The 15,979-nt window shown below is 41.7% G+C and carries 15 protein-coding genes; all 15 read right to left on the reverse strand.

Features of this window, described 5'->3' with window-relative positions; translation table 11 throughout:
• Nucleotides 1-9 precede the first annotated feature (9 nt).
• The 15 genes from LQ203_RS05085 to LQ203_RS05155 all read right to left on the reverse strand — a co-directional run bounded on the left by LQ203_RS05085 (nucleotide 10) and on the right by LQ203_RS05155 (nucleotide 15,978).
• Entirely contained in the window at nucleotides 10-240 is a 231-nt protein-coding gene (locus LQ203_RS05085) for a hypothetical protein (RefSeq protein WP_230156302.1), read from the reverse strand.
• A gap of 272 nt (nucleotides 241-512) precedes the next feature.
• Complete coding sequence (locus LQ203_RS05090; RefSeq protein WP_230156304.1) at nucleotides 513-1,556, reverse strand: oxidoreductase; 1,044 nt, start codon at nucleotides 1,554-1,556, stop codon at nucleotides 513-515.
• Between the two features lie 53 nt (nucleotides 1,557-1,609).
• The gene (locus LQ203_RS05095; protein WP_230156305.1) at nucleotides 1,610-2,032 is read right to left on the reverse strand and encodes a DUF1801 domain-containing protein; all 423 of its coding nucleotides are present in this window, start codon (nucleotides 2,030-2,032) and stop codon (nucleotides 1,610-1,612) included.
• 486 nt (nucleotides 2,033-2,518) lie between these two features.
• Complete coding sequence (nagE, locus tag LQ203_RS05100; protein WP_230156306.1) at nucleotides 2,519-3,994, reverse strand: N-acetylglucosamine-specific PTS transporter subunit IIBC; 1,476 nt, start codon at nucleotides 3,992-3,994, stop codon at nucleotides 2,519-2,521.
• 176 nt (nucleotides 3,995-4,170) lie between these two features.
• Nucleotides 4,171-5,409, reverse strand: a complete 1,239-nt coding sequence (locus LQ203_RS05105) for a DUF1343 domain-containing protein (RefSeq protein WP_230156307.1) — start codon at nucleotides 5,407-5,409, stop codon at nucleotides 4,171-4,173.
• Between the two features lie 12 nt (nucleotides 5,410-5,421).
• Complete coding sequence (locus LQ203_RS05110) at nucleotides 5,422-7,362, reverse strand: glycoside hydrolase family 3 protein (protein WP_290370525.1); 1,941 nt, start codon at nucleotides 7,360-7,362, stop codon at nucleotides 5,422-5,424.
• Between the two features lie 211 nt (nucleotides 7,363-7,573).
• Nucleotides 7,574-8,590, reverse strand: coding sequence for a MupG family TIM beta-alpha barrel fold protein (locus tag LQ203_RS05115; protein WP_230156308.1), 1,017 nt, complete (start codon nucleotides 8,588-8,590; stop codon nucleotides 7,574-7,576).
• A complete protein-coding gene (locus LQ203_RS05120) occupies nucleotides 8,587-9,954 on the reverse strand; it encodes a PTS transporter subunit EIIC (protein WP_230156309.1) in 1,368 nt (455 codons plus the stop codon). Before LQ203_RS05120 ends, LQ203_RS05115 begins: the two co-directional genes overlap by 4 nt.
• 33 nt (nucleotides 9,955-9,987) lie before the next feature.
• Nucleotides 9,988-10,845, reverse strand: a complete 858-nt coding sequence (locus LQ203_RS05125; protein WP_230156311.1) for a MurR/RpiR family transcriptional regulator — start codon at nucleotides 10,843-10,845, stop codon at nucleotides 9,988-9,990.
• 11 nt (nucleotides 10,846-10,856) lie between these two features.
• Complete coding sequence (murQ, locus tag LQ203_RS05130; RefSeq protein ID WP_230156712.1) at nucleotides 10,857-11,765, reverse strand: N-acetylmuramic acid 6-phosphate etherase; 909 nt, start codon at nucleotides 11,763-11,765, stop codon at nucleotides 10,857-10,859.
• Nucleotides 11,766-12,022: 257 nt separating this feature from the next.
• A complete protein-coding gene (locus LQ203_RS05135; protein WP_230156313.1) occupies nucleotides 12,023-12,199 on the reverse strand; it encodes a hypothetical protein in 177 nt (58 codons plus the stop codon).
• A gap of 113 nt (nucleotides 12,200-12,312) precedes the next feature.
• A complete protein-coding gene (locus LQ203_RS05140) occupies nucleotides 12,313-13,494 on the reverse strand; it encodes an ABC transporter substrate-binding protein (RefSeq protein ID WP_230156316.1) in 1,182 nt (393 codons plus the stop codon).
• 21 nt (nucleotides 13,495-13,515) lie between these two features.
• Nucleotides 13,516-14,223 (reverse strand): ABC transporter ATP-binding protein, encoded by a 708-nt coding sequence (locus tag LQ203_RS05145; protein WP_230156317.1) that lies wholly within the window; start codon nucleotides 14,221-14,223, stop codon nucleotides 13,516-13,518.
• On the reverse strand, nucleotides 14,216-14,980 hold the full coding sequence (locus LQ203_RS05150; protein ID WP_230156319.1) for an ABC transporter ATP-binding protein: 765 nt from the start codon (nucleotides 14,978-14,980) through the stop codon (nucleotides 14,216-14,218). The genes LQ203_RS05145 and LQ203_RS05150 overlap by 8 nt, the downstream gene beginning before the upstream one ends.
• Before the next feature lie 2 nt (nucleotides 14,981-14,982).
• Nucleotides 14,983-15,978 carry a branched-chain amino acid ABC transporter permease gene (locus tag LQ203_RS05155; RefSeq protein WP_230156321.1) on the reverse strand — a complete coding sequence of 332 codons (996 nt, stop codon included), beginning with the start codon at nucleotides 15,976-15,978 and terminating at the stop codon, nucleotides 14,983-14,985.
• Nucleotide 15,979 lies beyond the last annotated feature (1 nt).

Raw genomic sequence — 15,979 nt, forward strand, 5'->3', positions numbered from 1 at the left:
TTTATTATCCTATCCTCTTGTAATCGTGATCCTCCAAAACTGTTTATTCACGAGTAAAACGTTCGAATACCAGAGTAATTGCTCAAAATTCACGAGTAAACGTACGATTCTCACGAGTATTTGCTCAAAATTCACGAGTAAATGTACGAATCTCACGAGTATTTGCTCAAAATTCACGAGTAAACGTACGCATCTCACGAGTATTTGCTTAAAATTCACGAGTAAATGTACGAATCTCACGAGTATTTGCTCAAAATTCACGAGTAAACGTTACAAATACACAAATTCGCTTCCAACTTTCGAATATTTGCTCCAAACTCTTGTGTTAATAGCTCAAATCATACGTAACGCTCGAATTCCAGAGATGCTCCGTAAGTCTCTTAGGTAGCTTTTTCCCTAATAAACCGGAATTCGTGTAAATGACCACAATAAAAAGCGGCCCTTTTCCTCTAAAAAGGCCGCTTTTTATACAGTGCTTCTCATTCCATATTGTTATAAGGGGAAAATGAATTTCATTTAATATAAACGGCTTTCTTCCCTTTACTGCTTTCAAAAGCCGCATCGATGATTCTAATGACGGAAAGGCCCTCCTGAGCAGTGACCGGAGCTTTTTTCCCATTCAAAATACTCTCAGCAACTTCCTGGTAATACGTTAAATAAGAACCATGTTGAGTTTGAATGGTTTCATGTGTTTCATTTTCTCCTTCAATCGTAACTAAGTGACCATAAAATTCAGGATCATCTGCACCCCAAGAGTCATCCAACGGTTTTTTCCCCTCACTTAAGGCTGCCTCTTGGCAATCAAGACCGTACTTGATAAATGATCCTTTACTTCCATGCACCTGAAAGCGCGGTCCATTAACCGGAACGATTGAGCCTGAATGCAATATTACTCTCAGCTTTTCATACGCTAATATCACATGGAAATAATCATCCGTTTCGGCATTCTCTTTTTGCGAAAATACATCAGCCCATACGAATTGCGGCAACCCAAACAAATTCAAGGCTTGATCGATGAGATGTGACCCTAAATCATATAACATACCTGATCCCGGGCCTGGCTTTTCTCTCCATCTATCCCTGACCACCGGCCTGAATCGATCATAATGTACTTGGTATGTATTGATTTCCCCAAGCACACCATCATTGATAAGTTTTTTTACCGTCAAAAAGTCATTATCCCATCTCCGGTTATGATAGACGCTTATTAGGAGTTTCTTTTCCTCGGCAATCTTAATGAGCTCTTCTGCCTCCCAGGCCTCCACTACCATAGGTTTCTCCAAGACGACATGTTTACCTGCTAACAAGCTTTGTTTGGCCATTTCAAAATGCAACCCGCTTGGTGTCGTAATAACCACCAAATCAATGGATCCGTCTTCAAGAATTTCATCCAAGCTTCCTACCACTTCCACGTCCTTCAAATCTTTTTGGACTTTTTCCTGTTTGGAACTGACTACTTTCGCTATTTGAAATTGCCCTAATACACTAAGTAAAGGCGCATGAAATGTAGCTCCTGACAATCCGTATCCCACTATACCCACTTTAATTTTTCTCATTTTCGTTCCCACTCACTTTCTTGTTCAATCTAAAAAACATGCACTTACCTTTATTACACTTCAGAATATTTTTCTCTCAGAAACTTTACAGACTGATTAATTAATTCTTCCAAAACATTGATGCTAATATCTGCCACTTTATTGATGTACACACAGCCTTTTCCGGAAGTGTATTTTCCAAAAGCCTGCAATAATTCTCCCCTTTTTATGTCACCCGGAGCAAGATATAAACTTATTTTTGCTTTTCGAGGTGAAAAGCCGACTAGGGGGGCATCGCCTTCGTGACCAGATTCATATTTATAATGATAGGTACCGAACCCTATGATACTCGGTCCCCACATCTTTGCTTCAAAACCTGTCGTTTTTGTGAATATATCCAATAATTCATATGCATCTTCACGCTTTTTAAGATTATCGACTCTCTCAATGAACTCAATGACACTGCTGTCTGTTTCCTTGGTTTTTTGTTGATACATGATCGGAACCACTCCCATACTAAAAAGTAGTAAAATTAAAAGGTTATCCTATGCTCTAAACTTAGAGGTTGACATTTATGTATGCAGCTACAGCTTAAACAAATCTTGAGGATCATTTCTGTTGTTGGGTTTACAGGAAATCACAGCCATTTACAATAGATAATATGGAAATCCTGACTCTTCAAATGAAAGACTGAAGAAATTCATTGATAGCCTTTACCCAACGCCCTTAATATATTATAGAACATCGATTCGTTTTATTCTAATTTCAGAGCAGAGTATATATAGATAAATCTTCAATATTATATTTGTCCCTAATATGACACCACTATTTTTGGCAGATTCTTGATTTCTCATTAAAATCACTACGACCAGATTGGATTCAGGGGCACAATACTGATCGTAGCGTATCCATATATTCACATTCATAAACCAGTAGTTTTATATAAGTAGAATTGGAAGGCACAATACAGTTTATCCCAAACCCTATTGTCTTCGGATCTTTTCAATTTCATCAGCTATGAATTGTACCTGCGTCCCTACAATGACTTGAATGCTTTGAGGACCAACGATATTAATTCCTGCAACCCCTGTCGAGTTGATTTTATTCTGATCGACAGCTCCCATATTCTCCACTTCAACTCTTAAACGGGTAACGCAATTATCAACAGAAATTACATTATCGTCTCCGCCTAATGCCTCATAAATCGCAGAAGCCATAGCAAAGAATTTACTCTCATTAGACTCGACTTCACTGCTGGCCGCTTGTACATGCTCTCCTCCACCTTCAAGCCCATCATCTGGGTCATCAGCTCTACCAGGAGTCATTAAATTGAACTTGGCGATCAAGAAGCGGAATAAGAAATAGTAGATGACAGCAAAAACCAGGCCTTGAAGCAGTAGCATATAGGGTTCATTTGCCAAGGGCAACCTTGAACTCAAAACAAAGTCAATAAATCCAGCACTAAAACCAAACCCTGCTGTCCAATGGAAAGTTGCAGCAATAGCTAACGAAATTCCGGTCAATAAGGCGTGCACCACAAAAAGGGCTGGTGCAACAAACATGAAGGCAAATTCCAATGGTTCAGTAACTCCTGTAAAAAATGAAGCGAATCCCGCTGCGAGCATTAATGAAGCCACTTGTTTTTTCTTCTTGGTTTTTGCCGAATGGTACATGGCAAGAGCTGCAGCAGGCAAACCGAACATCATGACAGGAAAGAATCCCGCTTGGTACATGCCTGTGGTTCCTTTTATTCCCTTTCCTGCCCAGAAATTGCCGATATCATTGAGTCCTATTACATCAAACCAGAATACGGAGTTTAACGCATGATGTAAACCCGTTGGAATCAACAGCCGATTGAAGAACCCATAGAGTCCCGCTCCAGCCGCACCTAATTCACTTATACCTTCACCAAATATAACTAACCAGGAGTAGATAAGCGGCCAAACGAAGAATAATATAAGGGAAACCAGCAACATAGCAACAGCAGTAAGTATGGGGACAAGCCGTTTACCACTAAAGAAAGCGAATGCATCTGGCAGTTCGACCTTACTAAACCGATTATACATAGAGGCTGCGATAAGTCCAGAGAGAATTCCGACAAATTGATTTCCTATTTCCTCAAATGCTGGATTAACATCTTTAACATCGACTCCCTGCAGCATAGCTACTGATTCTGTCGAAAGCAATGTCGTTACGACTAGATACGCTACTAACCCGCTCAAAGCGGCTGATCCGTCTTTACCTTTCGACATCCCCAATGCTACCCCTACAGCAAACAGGATAGACATATTGTCAATGATGGAAGAACCAGCTTTGATTAAGAAAGCCGCTAATGGACTTCCCGCTCCCCATCCTGCTGGGTCTATCCAATAGCCGATCCCCATCAAGATGGCTGCTGCCGGCAATACGGCTACTGGAAGCATCAAGGAACGACCAATTTTTTGAAGGTATTTTTTCATCCCGCTTTCCTCCTGACCATTACAGATTTAGGGTAAACCCCATATTCTATTAGACAACGCTTCCTTCCATTTTAGAACTTCATTTCATATATTAATTTTCATATAACCATTTACTCCTCCTTCAAGTGATCCCAAAAAAAAGAAAAGTCCAAATTGACTTTTCTTTTTTTTACCTTTTATTTATAGAGCAAGTAATGTTTGCGAACCTTTTTAAAAGTATCCTGCTTTACTTGATATTCTTTCATGATTTCATTTACTGATGAACCATCTTCAATTCGTGACCTTACCCAGCCATTTCCAATCAATAGACTGAAATTGTTTGCTTTGAGGAATTCAAAATCACCAGGATATAAATCATGAATGGTCTTGATGATGTGAAGTCCAGTAGGTACGGCTTTGAATTCCTCTCTATCCGTTACATAAATTTCCACCCCATGGCTTAGTGTACCTGCATGCTTTGAGAACATAGGTGTAAAAGAGGCTGCCCTGAATTTTACGCCAGGTAACCGTAATGCATTTAATTTCCCGGCAAGTTCATCGCTGTTTATATAAGGAGCACCAATCAATTCGAATGGTTTTGTCGTGCCTCTGCCTTCCGAGACATTCGTCCCCTCGATTAATCCTGTAGCGGGATATACGAATGTAGTGGAAACTGTCGGCATGTTCGGTGATGGCATAACAAACGGGAGCCCCGTATCGTCATAATCCATATCTCTCTTCCAGCCTTTCATCTGGATGACCTTTAGATCTGCTCCAATATTAAATTCCTTATTGAACAACATTGCGAGTTCCCCAACTGTCATCCCATGCTTAAGCGGTATGGGGTACAAACCAACAAACGATGAGAATTCAGATTCAAGTACCGGTCCATCCACCGACTCCCCGCCTTGTGGGTTCGGACGGTCGAGCACGATAAAGGGGATATCATTTTCTTTTGCTGCTTCCATTGCATAAGCCATCGTGTAAATGTACGTGTAATAGCGTGTTCCGACATCCTGGATATCAAATACAAGAACCTCAACATCTTTTAACATTTCAGGCGTCGGTTTTTTCGTTTTACCATATAAGCTATAAACGGGTAACCCTGTTTTTTCATCTATATAATATTCCACACTTGCACCAGCTTGCGCATCTCCACGAACTCCATGTTCGGGACCAAATAACGCCGTCAACTGAATATCCGGATCGTCATGAAGTAGATCGACGATGCTGTTTAATTTAGAATCGATGCCAGTTGGATTCGTAATCAATCCGACTTTTTTTCCTCTTAACACGTTCTTTTCTTCTTTTAAAAGGACTTCAATTCCAGTACTGACTTTTTGTTTTTTCTTCTCTTTGACAGCCGTTACACTTTTTGAGGAAACGATGCCGAAAGAAAGCAGACAAATGGAAAATATGATCATGATTCTTTTCAATTTGTTTCCCCCTTATTTATTAATGGGTTTTCCTGATTTTATATCTAATCCATATCCAAATTTATAAAGACTTTCAGAGGGATTAGTCACTGATGGTATATCGACAGGTAAAGCGCCTTTAGGTTTTGATTCTCCAAAAATCGTCGAGATGCCTGCAGGAATATTAGGCTGTCGATAACGCCCATTAGAATAACCTTTATATCCATATACAGCAAGCACCGCTTTCGCTTCCTCAAAGTTTGCAACGTCATAAGGGTTTCTTAAACTCATTAAAACAAATTCTTTATCTTTCTTCTTCGCTTGATTCATGACCGCTCTTGGAAAGGCTGTTGCCCACTTTGAAGGCTCTTGAATGCTATCATCGATCACACCATCCTTGATAGCCGGATCGTTTTTGACAATATAGGAACCAGTTATGACAAAGTCTGTCTCATCAATAAGTCTTGCCACTTGATCTGTAAATGATTTTCCCGAGAAACTCATACCCGATACTTGCACTTTTTTTATTTTCTTTTTCTCAGCTAATTCGCTGATGCTCCTTTTCATTGATTCAACTTGGTCATCAAAAGGAGCAAGAACTAAAACTTTATCATTTTTCTTAGGTTTGAACGGCAATGTTCTGCCTTCATTTTTCAATAGAGTGATGGCATCCTCCGCGATTTCCCTTTCTTTTTTCAAATGATCTTTATTTCCGACCACTTGAAGCGCGGTTTTGATTTTTTTATCGATTGGCGTTTTATCAGGGTTTAAAATCCCTCTTTTCTTTTTTAAATTCAGTATCCTCGTTACAGATTGATTCACTTGATCTAGAGGAATTTCCCCGCTTTCCACTGCTGCCTTCACCGCATTGAATACAGAGGTGATATTTTTTTCCATTTGAAGCGAATTTACTTGTGCAGGCATCAAGGCAATGTCGACTCCCGATTTCAGGGCAAGGACCACGGCTTCTTCCTGTCCGAAATTGTCTGCAATGGCTTGCATATTCAGAGCATCTGTAACCACAACGCCGTCAAAACCCATTTCTTCACGTAATAGACCTGTGATGACCTTATGTGACAATGTTGCAGGAACCATAATTTCTTGTCCGTCTTTTTTACTGATATACGTAGTGTCATCGAATGAAGGAAATTGAACATGTGCAGTCATCATCATATCCACTCCAGCATCGATGGCTCTTTGAAAGGGAACCAACTCGATGGAACGCAACCGCTCTTTATCATGAGAAACAAGAGGGAGACCATAATGACTATCGACCGCTGTATCTCCATGGCCAGGGAAATGCTTGGTGGTTGCTATCATGTTCTGATTTTGCAATCCTTTTATCGTCTGAATGCCAAGCTTTGATACAAGTTCTGGATCAGAGCTGAAGGATCGAACGCCAATAACTGGATTTCCGGGATTATTATTGACGTCGACAGACGGACCAAAATTCACATTTATGCCGAGTGACGATAGTTCCCGTCCAATAATTTCTCCAGTTTTATAAGCGTAACTCTCTTCTCTGGCTGCACCAAGTGCCATATTACCAGGAAGGTTCGTTCCAGTTTGAAGGCGAGTTACGATTCCTCCTTCCTGATCAATCGTTATAAACAGCGGAAGGTCTGGGCTTGCCATCTGTAAACCATCGGTTAGCCGTACCGTTTGTTCGGTATCGACTACATTCTCAGCAAACAGGATCACACCGCCTAGATGATACTTTTTAATGATGCTTGCAACTTCAGCGTTCATTTCAATGAACCCTGTGGCCCTCCCTTCTCCTTCTTTCTGCCAATTACGAAAATCCGGCATGAGCATTTGACCGACTTTTTCATCCACCGTCATGTTTTCTACGATCTCCTGAATATCCAATGCTGGTTTTTCATTCTCTAAACCCTTTGCTGTCGCATTCCCACCAAGAAAGGATATAACCAAGAATACTGCAATCCCAGCAGAGGCCCATTTTTTCTTTAACATTAGGGTTCCTCCTTTATACTTTTTTAGTTCTTGTATCAACACTTCCATGCCCACTACAATGAAAGAGTTAAAAAAGAAAGTAAAGTACCTGTATGGATCCTCTAAAGAAAACAGGCGGAATCCACGATCATTTCAGCCGCCTTTCTTTAACACGCCTTCATGTCAAAATGGGAAATACCCCGCTTACCCCAGAATCATTGATCGTTGGAACTCACTGGCCTTCACTTTTCAGAACTATGGATTGACCAGGTTTTAGAAGGGCCAGCAGGGGCAGATCTTCTTCTATAACTTGCCCTATCACATTGACTCGATGATCTTCCCCCATATCTTTCTTGCAAATTTGAACCTCTCCCCGATACCGTCCGTATGCGTCATTGTCCATCGTTATGGATCCAAGGCTGCGTGCAACTGTATTACTCGGCTCAATATTCGCTGTGACCCGGGTATTTTGCAGCCGGTAAACATGTTGAGAAACATCTGGCCTCAATTTGTACTGACGGCTGTGCAAAATTCCGGATTTCATTCTAATAGATAGAATATTTTGTTTTTTGTAGGCCGATAGATTCTCAAGTAAATCATTCTCCGTTCCTTGATCTCCAACGAAAACTCCTTCGACATATTGAAACAGCTCAACACCGGCAGCGTAAGGATTCATCAGCCTGTGTTTTTCAAGCGTCGGGAGCCCGTCATGCAAAGGCCCGCGTTTATTCCCTGCACCCGGGATAAAAGCAAAAATCGGTATCCCGTATTTCTTGAACATCCGATTTTGTTCATGAAAGAATTCTTCCTCAAGGCCCGTTTCACGCCTTGGATAAAAGTTATGCCAAGCTATCAATCTTTCCGGTTCCACTCCGCTTTGAAGCACGGCTAGAAGTTCATCTTCAGTCAACGTACTTGCGTTTAGTGAAAGGGAAAATATCTTTGACAAAGATGTAACCGTTTCTTGGTCAAACCCATCATCAAGCCGAATTCCTTTAACTCCTAATGGCAATAAATCCGTTAATTTACAGATTCCCAAATGATCGAGCGTGTTTAATGAGACATCTGCATGAATTTCCATTCCATAAGATTCCGAGAGCTTTAAAAGTTCGATCATTCTCTTTACGAGATCACCCTTCTCTTCAGGAATATGAAGCGAGGTAAACGCTCGCTTCACTCCTATGTTAGCAGCATGAATGATTTGGGCTTCTGCATGTGGATCCTGTAGATAAAAAGAGATTCCAATCACTTGAATTCAACCGCCATTTCATCTTTAAATCCAAACAAATAGGTAAAAATAAATCCTGCTACGTAGGATAGGAGCAATCCAGCCAAAAACAGTCCGATTTGATTAGCATGCACTAAAAAGGTAAGCGGCAGTCCAGATACACCGATGGCCGATGTCGCAATTCCGAAATGAGCTTGGAATGCTCCCCCTACTCCTGCACCTAAACAGGCGGTTAAAAAAGGCCTGCCAAGTGGCAGCGTCACTCCAAATATAAGGGGTTCGCCGATACCAAGCATTCCTGACGGAAGTCCGCCGCCGATTGCTCTTTTTAAACTCGCTTTCTTTGTTTTCATGTAGATGGCAAATGCCGCGCCTACTTGGCCCGCACCTCCCATGGCCAAAATGGGAAGAAGGGGATCATCTCCAATCGAATTGATCAATTCTAGATGAACAGGCGTCAAACCTTGATGTAAACCAGTTATGACAAGAGGAAGGAAGGCCGCACCAAGCACGAATCCAGCTACAACACCACCGAAATCCAATACATTCAATAACCCTGTCGTAATGGCATCCGATAAAAATCCGCCTACCGGCATAAACACAATGTACGTAACAATCCCAGTAATGAGCAAAGCGAAGGTTGGCGTCAAAATGATATCCAGTGATTGTGGAATGAATTTCCTGACCTGTTTTTCCACCAAAGCTATAAATATCGCGGCAAAGAGGACTCCTATTAACCCTCCGCGGCCAGGGAGCAAATTTTCACCGAATAATGAAATGTCGCCGACGGCCGGATTGATGACCAAGATACCCGCCAGTGCCCCAAGTGCGGGGGAACCACCGTATTCCTTTGCTGCATTCGTCCCCACCAAAATTCCCAAGTAGGCAAACAACCCAGATCCGATAACGGTTAAAATGATAGCTACTTGCGATTCTGCTGCAAGCCAGCCCGCTTGAACGATCGCTTTTGTAATTCCGGTTATCAAACCTGATGCTACTAATGCGGGAATGAGAGGAATGAATATACTTGCAATCCTGCGTAAGAATAGTTTAAAAGGTTTCGCGTTTTTCCTATTAATCTCTGATTTGTTCTTCGAGGCCATTTCTTTTAAGTTCAAGCCGTCAGAAAACGCTAAAAGCTTTTCGAATTCTGTATGAACCTTATTCACCACGCCTGGTCCTAATACGATTTGTATCGTTTCTTCTTCAATGATACCAAGAACGCCTTCCGTATTTTTTATTTCTTCCATGTTTATTTGTGAACGATCGATTGGCAATACCCTTAGTCTGGTCATGCAATGTGCTGCTGATGCTACATTTGATGCCCCGCCCAATTTCCCCAATAACTCTTCTGCTAAACTGGTGTACTTATCTCCCTTGCCCATTCAAAAGCCCCCTTTTCCAATATTTCGAAATGTTCATTTATATCGATCTGTCATCGATTTAATTGCAGCTTTTGTGTTATCAATATATTGGACAGTTTCTTCATATTGCTCTGAAGCCATCCCCAAAAACAAAATATCAATCATATATAACTGTGCCAATCGTGAGGATGTTGCAGCACTTCGAAACGGTGCTTCATTTGAAAAGGATGTATATAGCGTCGCATCACACAACGAAGATACCGTTGTTTGACCAAAATGAGTCAGTCCGATCGTTTTGACCCCACGTTCTTTTGCTAGCTTCAGGATATTGACAACTTCAGGTGTTTCACCGGAAAATGAAATGGCAAAAACAATGTCATTTACATCAGCATTGGCAATCAAGGTTGCAACTAAATGCATATCTGTAAAAGCCGTTGCCCCTCTATTGATTCGAAGCAATTTTTGCTGGGCGTCTGCAGCGACAATATGAGAGGCACCCACTCCACAAAAGTGGACGGTTTTAGCGTTCAGCATCAGCGTAATCGCATGTTTGAGATTGTTGTGATCGATGATTTCAGATGTGTCGCGAATGGTCTGAATCGAATTACTCGTCGTTTTTTCTACAATCCGATACAGTGATTCCAAAGGCTCGATATCCCGGTAGCCCTGTTCAACAGTCTTCATCAAGTCTCCAGCTATCCGTATTTTTAAATCTTGAAATCCTTTTACTCCGAGCGATTTACATAACCTAATAACGGCAGCCCCGCTTGTTTTAGCAGAAGTACTCAATTCCTGTACAGTGCTATTCACCACTTCATGAGGATTTTGAAGAATATATTCTGCTAGTTTTTGTTCCGATTGCGGGAGCTTGCTCAACATCGTCTGTATAATGGATAATCCTCCTGTAGCCATTGCACCTCTCCTTAATCTTCATAGATCGAGATGGCTTTTCTGACATCTCCATCCGCTTTTTCTAGTAACTCCATTGCTTTAACATAATCTGTTGACGTTTTTATCATGACAATTGCTGGTTTAACTTGATTATTTGCTTTTTCAAGCATTTTAGAGGCATGATCATAATCAGCATCCGTTACAGTTTCGATCATGCTGATGGCACGATCCTTCAGTTTTTGATTGCTTACCTTTACATCAACCATCAGATTTTCATACACTTTTCCCACTCGGATCATGGTAGCCGTTGAAATCATATTGAGGACCATTTTCTGAGCGGTTGCCGCTTTCATCCTTGTGGAACCTGTTAAAACTTCTGGTCCGACCACCACTTCAATCCCTATATCAGCTTCTTCTGTGATGCTCGCATTTTCATTGCACGATAAAGCCACCGCTTTTGCCCCAACTTTTCTTGCATAACGTAAAGCCCCTCTCACATAAGGGGTACGGCCGCTTGCCGCAATGCCAATAACCGTATCATCCGCTGTAAGATCCACGTCCATTAAATCACATTCCCCAAACTCTTCTTTATCCTCCGCTCCCTCAATGGCCCGAACAAACGCCTTTTCCCCTCCTGCGATTATTCCCAGCACCATTTCAGGTGGTACGCTGAAAGTCGGCGGACATTCCACGGCATCAAGAACACCGAGTCTTCCGCTCGTTCCTGCCCCAATGTATATGAGTCTCCCTCCTTTCTTTATCGATTCACAAGCCCATTCAACTACTGTTCTAATTTCCGGCAAAACTTCCTGGACGGCTGCTGCCACTTTTAGATCTTCCTTATTGATTGCTGAGATGATTTCCAACGTATTCATGCGATCGATGTTCATCGTCCCTTCATTTCTCAATTCAGTCGTTAATGAACGCAGATGTTCTTCCATAGACAAATAAGTCCTCCTATTATTCTTCTCTTAAATATAATTTCATTTTTTAATAGATAAAATTGAAATTATATTTCATATTATATTCAATGATAACGCTTTCATTACTTAAGGACAAGATATTTTTGTAATAATTGTAAGATATAGATCATTCCCCTTAAAAACCCAAGCGCACCAGTATCTCTCTTTGGAATCAAATAAAAAGCCTTACATGGATCTGGCTACTTTATCAAGTCGCCGCCGTTCCATTTCTTTACTTAATAGGCACTGGCAATCACGATATCAAACAACATTCTCTTTTGCAGGTAACATGGCTGCCATCTAGATAAATTCACTCCAAGCTTGAAATAATGGAGTATATTGCCGTTATCTACTCTATCATCGGAGCTTCCTATTTTTGGCACTCCCGATTTTTTCAAAAAAAACGTGTACATTGCCCCTCCAAATGGACAACGTACACGTACAAGAAATATACCAATATGCTAATCTAGGACACTGCGTCTAAATAATATCGACTTTGATGGACAAGCCCCATCCCTTTTTCCCCTTAGCGAACGGGCACCACTTTTCCATCTTCAACCGCTCCCACGACAATGGTCGATGCGAATCCGCCATTTTCATCAATGGAAGGAATATCGTATATTTTTTGATCTGGCCCCATATTTGTAAGCCCATCCTGCATGTGTTCACGAATAGCCTTAGCATCATCAACACTTCCTGCAGATTTCATCGCTTCTACAAACGCATACATGGCAATATAATTCAAACCGACTTCGGAGCTCGGATCTTCCTTATATTTTTTTTGATATTTCTCAACGAAGGCTGGCACTGCGTCTTCATCTGAATCCATCAGTGGCAGAACACCTATTGAACCTTCCAATGTTTCATATGACCCTGCAATCGGCTTCATTTGATCTAGCTTTGCCTGATCCATAATAATGAAACCACCTTTAAACCCTAACTCCCGAGCTTGCTTCGCCACTTTTGCCGTAGGTTCCGAAGCACCCCCGATAAACAGCACATCAGGATCTTTTTTCAATGCATTGGTAACAATCGTAAAGAAATCGGTTTCTTTGGCGAAATCAATGGATGAATTATAAACGACCTTCCCCCCTTGTTTTTCCCAATGTGGAAGAACCGCTTCCGTCCAGTCTTTACCGTATTGAGAAGCGGTCGGCAATGCTGCAATTTTCTTGCCAAAATGCTTCATTGCATATGTTGTAAAAGGTTCGATATATCCTTCGTAATTCGGTGGAATTCGAACGGTCAATGAATTTCCGCTATCGGTCACTGATGGTTCACTCGTATATGCGCCAATGATGAATTTCTCTTGTTCATTAAAGACCTGCAGTGCCAGTACACCCCCGCTATGCGGTGTAAAAATGATTGGCGTATCATATTCCTGAATTAATCTTTTAGCATTCGCCCCTGTTTCATTTGGTAAGTATTTATCATCCAATGATACTAAATTCAGCGTGTATTTCTTACCCTTTACATCAAACCCGCCTGCATCATTAATTTCATTGACGGCCATTTCGACACCATTCAAAGTCCGTTTCCCATATAGAGCTGCTGCCCCGCTTAATGGACCACTAAAACCAATGTTCACGACATTCTCACTTTTCCCTTTACTGCCACTGCTGGACGCGGGACTTTCTCCTTTATTGCAACCAGCCAAAACAATCATAATTAACACCAGAAAGACAAATGATACTTTCAGTTTTTTCATATATATCCCCCATTCCTATTTTCAGGCTCCAATATATGCTTTCTTTACTTCGTCATTGGCCAATAACTGACGTGCTGTCCCTTGAACGACAATTTCCCCATTTTCATAGACATATCCTTTATCTGCAATTCTGAGTGCAGCATTCGCGTTTTGTTCAGCAAGCAGGATTGTGATTCCCTCACGGTTTATTTCTTCAATGACTTGAAACATCTGTTCGACAATAAGAGGTGCAAGTCCAACCGAAGGCTCATCAAGCATCAACAATTTTGGCTTGGACATCAACGCCCTTCCTATTGCCAGCATTTGCTGTTGGCCGCCGCTCAGGCTTCCGGCTTCATCTTGGTGCTTTTCTTTTAAAATAGGGAATAAATGATAGACGTATTCCAACAAACCCCTGATTTCCGCCTTGTTCTTTCGGTGAATATAGGCACCCATTCTCAGGTTTTCCTGGACGGTCATTTGTGGAAATAGTTTACGGCCCTCTGCACACTGTACTATTCCTTCCCGTACATTCTTGTCCGGGGCCCTGCCTCCTATGGGAATGCCTTGAAAATGAATTTCTCCCTGTGACAGCTTACTGATACCGCTGATTGAACGAAAAGTCGTACTTTTTCCTGCCCCATTAGCTCCTAACAATACAACGATTTCCCCTTTGGAAACCTCGATATTCACATGTTTAATGGCAGTAAAACTCCCATAAGCCACTGCAACATCCGTTAACTTAAGCACTCGCACTACCTCCCAAATAGGCTTTAATCACCGCTTCATTTCCGCGGATTTCCTTAGGTGTGCCCTCGGCAATTTTTTCCCCGTAATTAAGGACCATGATGTGATCTGCCAAGTTCATGATCATATGCATTTTGTGCTCGATTAAACATACTGTCAGTCCCGATTGATTTAATTTTTTAATCAGTTCCGTCAGCCCTTCCGTTTCATCCGGGTTGATTCCGGCAGCAGGTTCATCAAGAAAGATAATTTCCGGTTCCGTTGCAAGGGCTAGGGCAATGGCTGTCCGTTTCTTTTCCTCCTGAGAGATGCTAGATACCATTCTGTCGGCCGATTTCGTCAATCCAACAATATCAAGTACTTCCATTGCCTTATCCCTGCATGCTGCTTCCTCTCGTTTTAAGCGTTTCGTTCTTAGGATGGCATCCATCAAATTGGATTTTGTTCGAAGTCTATGCCCGACAATGACATTATCCAACACGGTCGATTGATCAAACAGGCTTGTCGTTTGAAAGGTCCTTGAAATCCCAAGGCCCGCTATTTCATTGGCACGGAGCTTGGTGATGTCAATCCCTTTAAATAGCACCGTCCCTGAACTTGGTCGATGAAAGCCACTGATCAAGTTGAAAAATGTGGATTTCCCTGCACCATTCGGTCCGATGATTGCATTGATTCCTCCTTTTTCAATCATAAAATCCACATTATTGACCGCCGCTAATCCACCAAACCGTTTTGTCAAATTCTTCGTTTCAATCAGCAAGTTCATCCCTCCTCTGCCTTAATGGGAAATTCTTTTCTCACCCCTGACATTTTCTTACCTTTCCGCTTGCTCTGCCAATCAAAGACGGCTCCCGTGATTCCGCGAGGATAAAAGATGATGATCAATGTAAGCAATGGACCGAATATCAACATTCGATATTCTTGGAGGAATTGAAGGTTCTGTGAAAGGATCACAAGCAGTAATGTACCAACCAAAGGACCTGAAAGTGTTCCGATTCCACCAACCAATAAATACATCAAAAGATCGAACATGATGGATGTGGAACCAATATCAGGCCCAATGAAACGAATGAATGAAGCATACAAGGCACCTGCCAGCCCAGCGAAAAATGTGGATAGGACAAATGCGGTCAACTTATTCTTCATTGTCGATATACCAATCGTTTGAGCGAGGTCCTCGCTGTTCCTGATGGCCATGTAAGTCCTGCCTGTCAACGAGCGGATAATTCGATAGACGATTAAAATGACGGCAAGCAAGAAAATGAGGACTAGATAATATTGTGAAGCAGCAGTTTCAAATGTGATGGGACCGATATTTCCAGGAGCAGGGATGCCGATCAATCCTCTTACACCCTCTGTAAGCCCCTCCCATTTATCGATGACCAGATAGATGATGTAACCCACACAAAGGGTATATATCGCGAAAAAGTGTTCCTTTGTCCTTAATGCGATCAAACCGATTAAAAAACCAATGGCACAGGTGATTAAACAGGCTCCAACAAGTGCCAGCCAAAAGTTCATTCCCGTTTTAACCGTCAGCAGGCCGAGCGAATATGCCCCAATTGCAAAAAATCCAGCATGTGCAAGTGACAGATAACCTGTATAGCCTGATAATAAATTGATTCCATATACAGCTATCGCCCAAATGAATGAAAGTGTCAGTATGTGAAGATAATAGTCGTTTTGTGCGATGAAAGGGAATGAAAATGCAAGGATGATAAGAGCAATAAGTCCATTGCGTTTCGTTAAAATCTTCAAG

Source organism: Peribacillus sp. Bi96 (genome assembly GCF_918698115.1).
GTDB lineage: Bacteria > Bacillota > Bacilli > Bacillales > DSM-1321 > Peribacillus.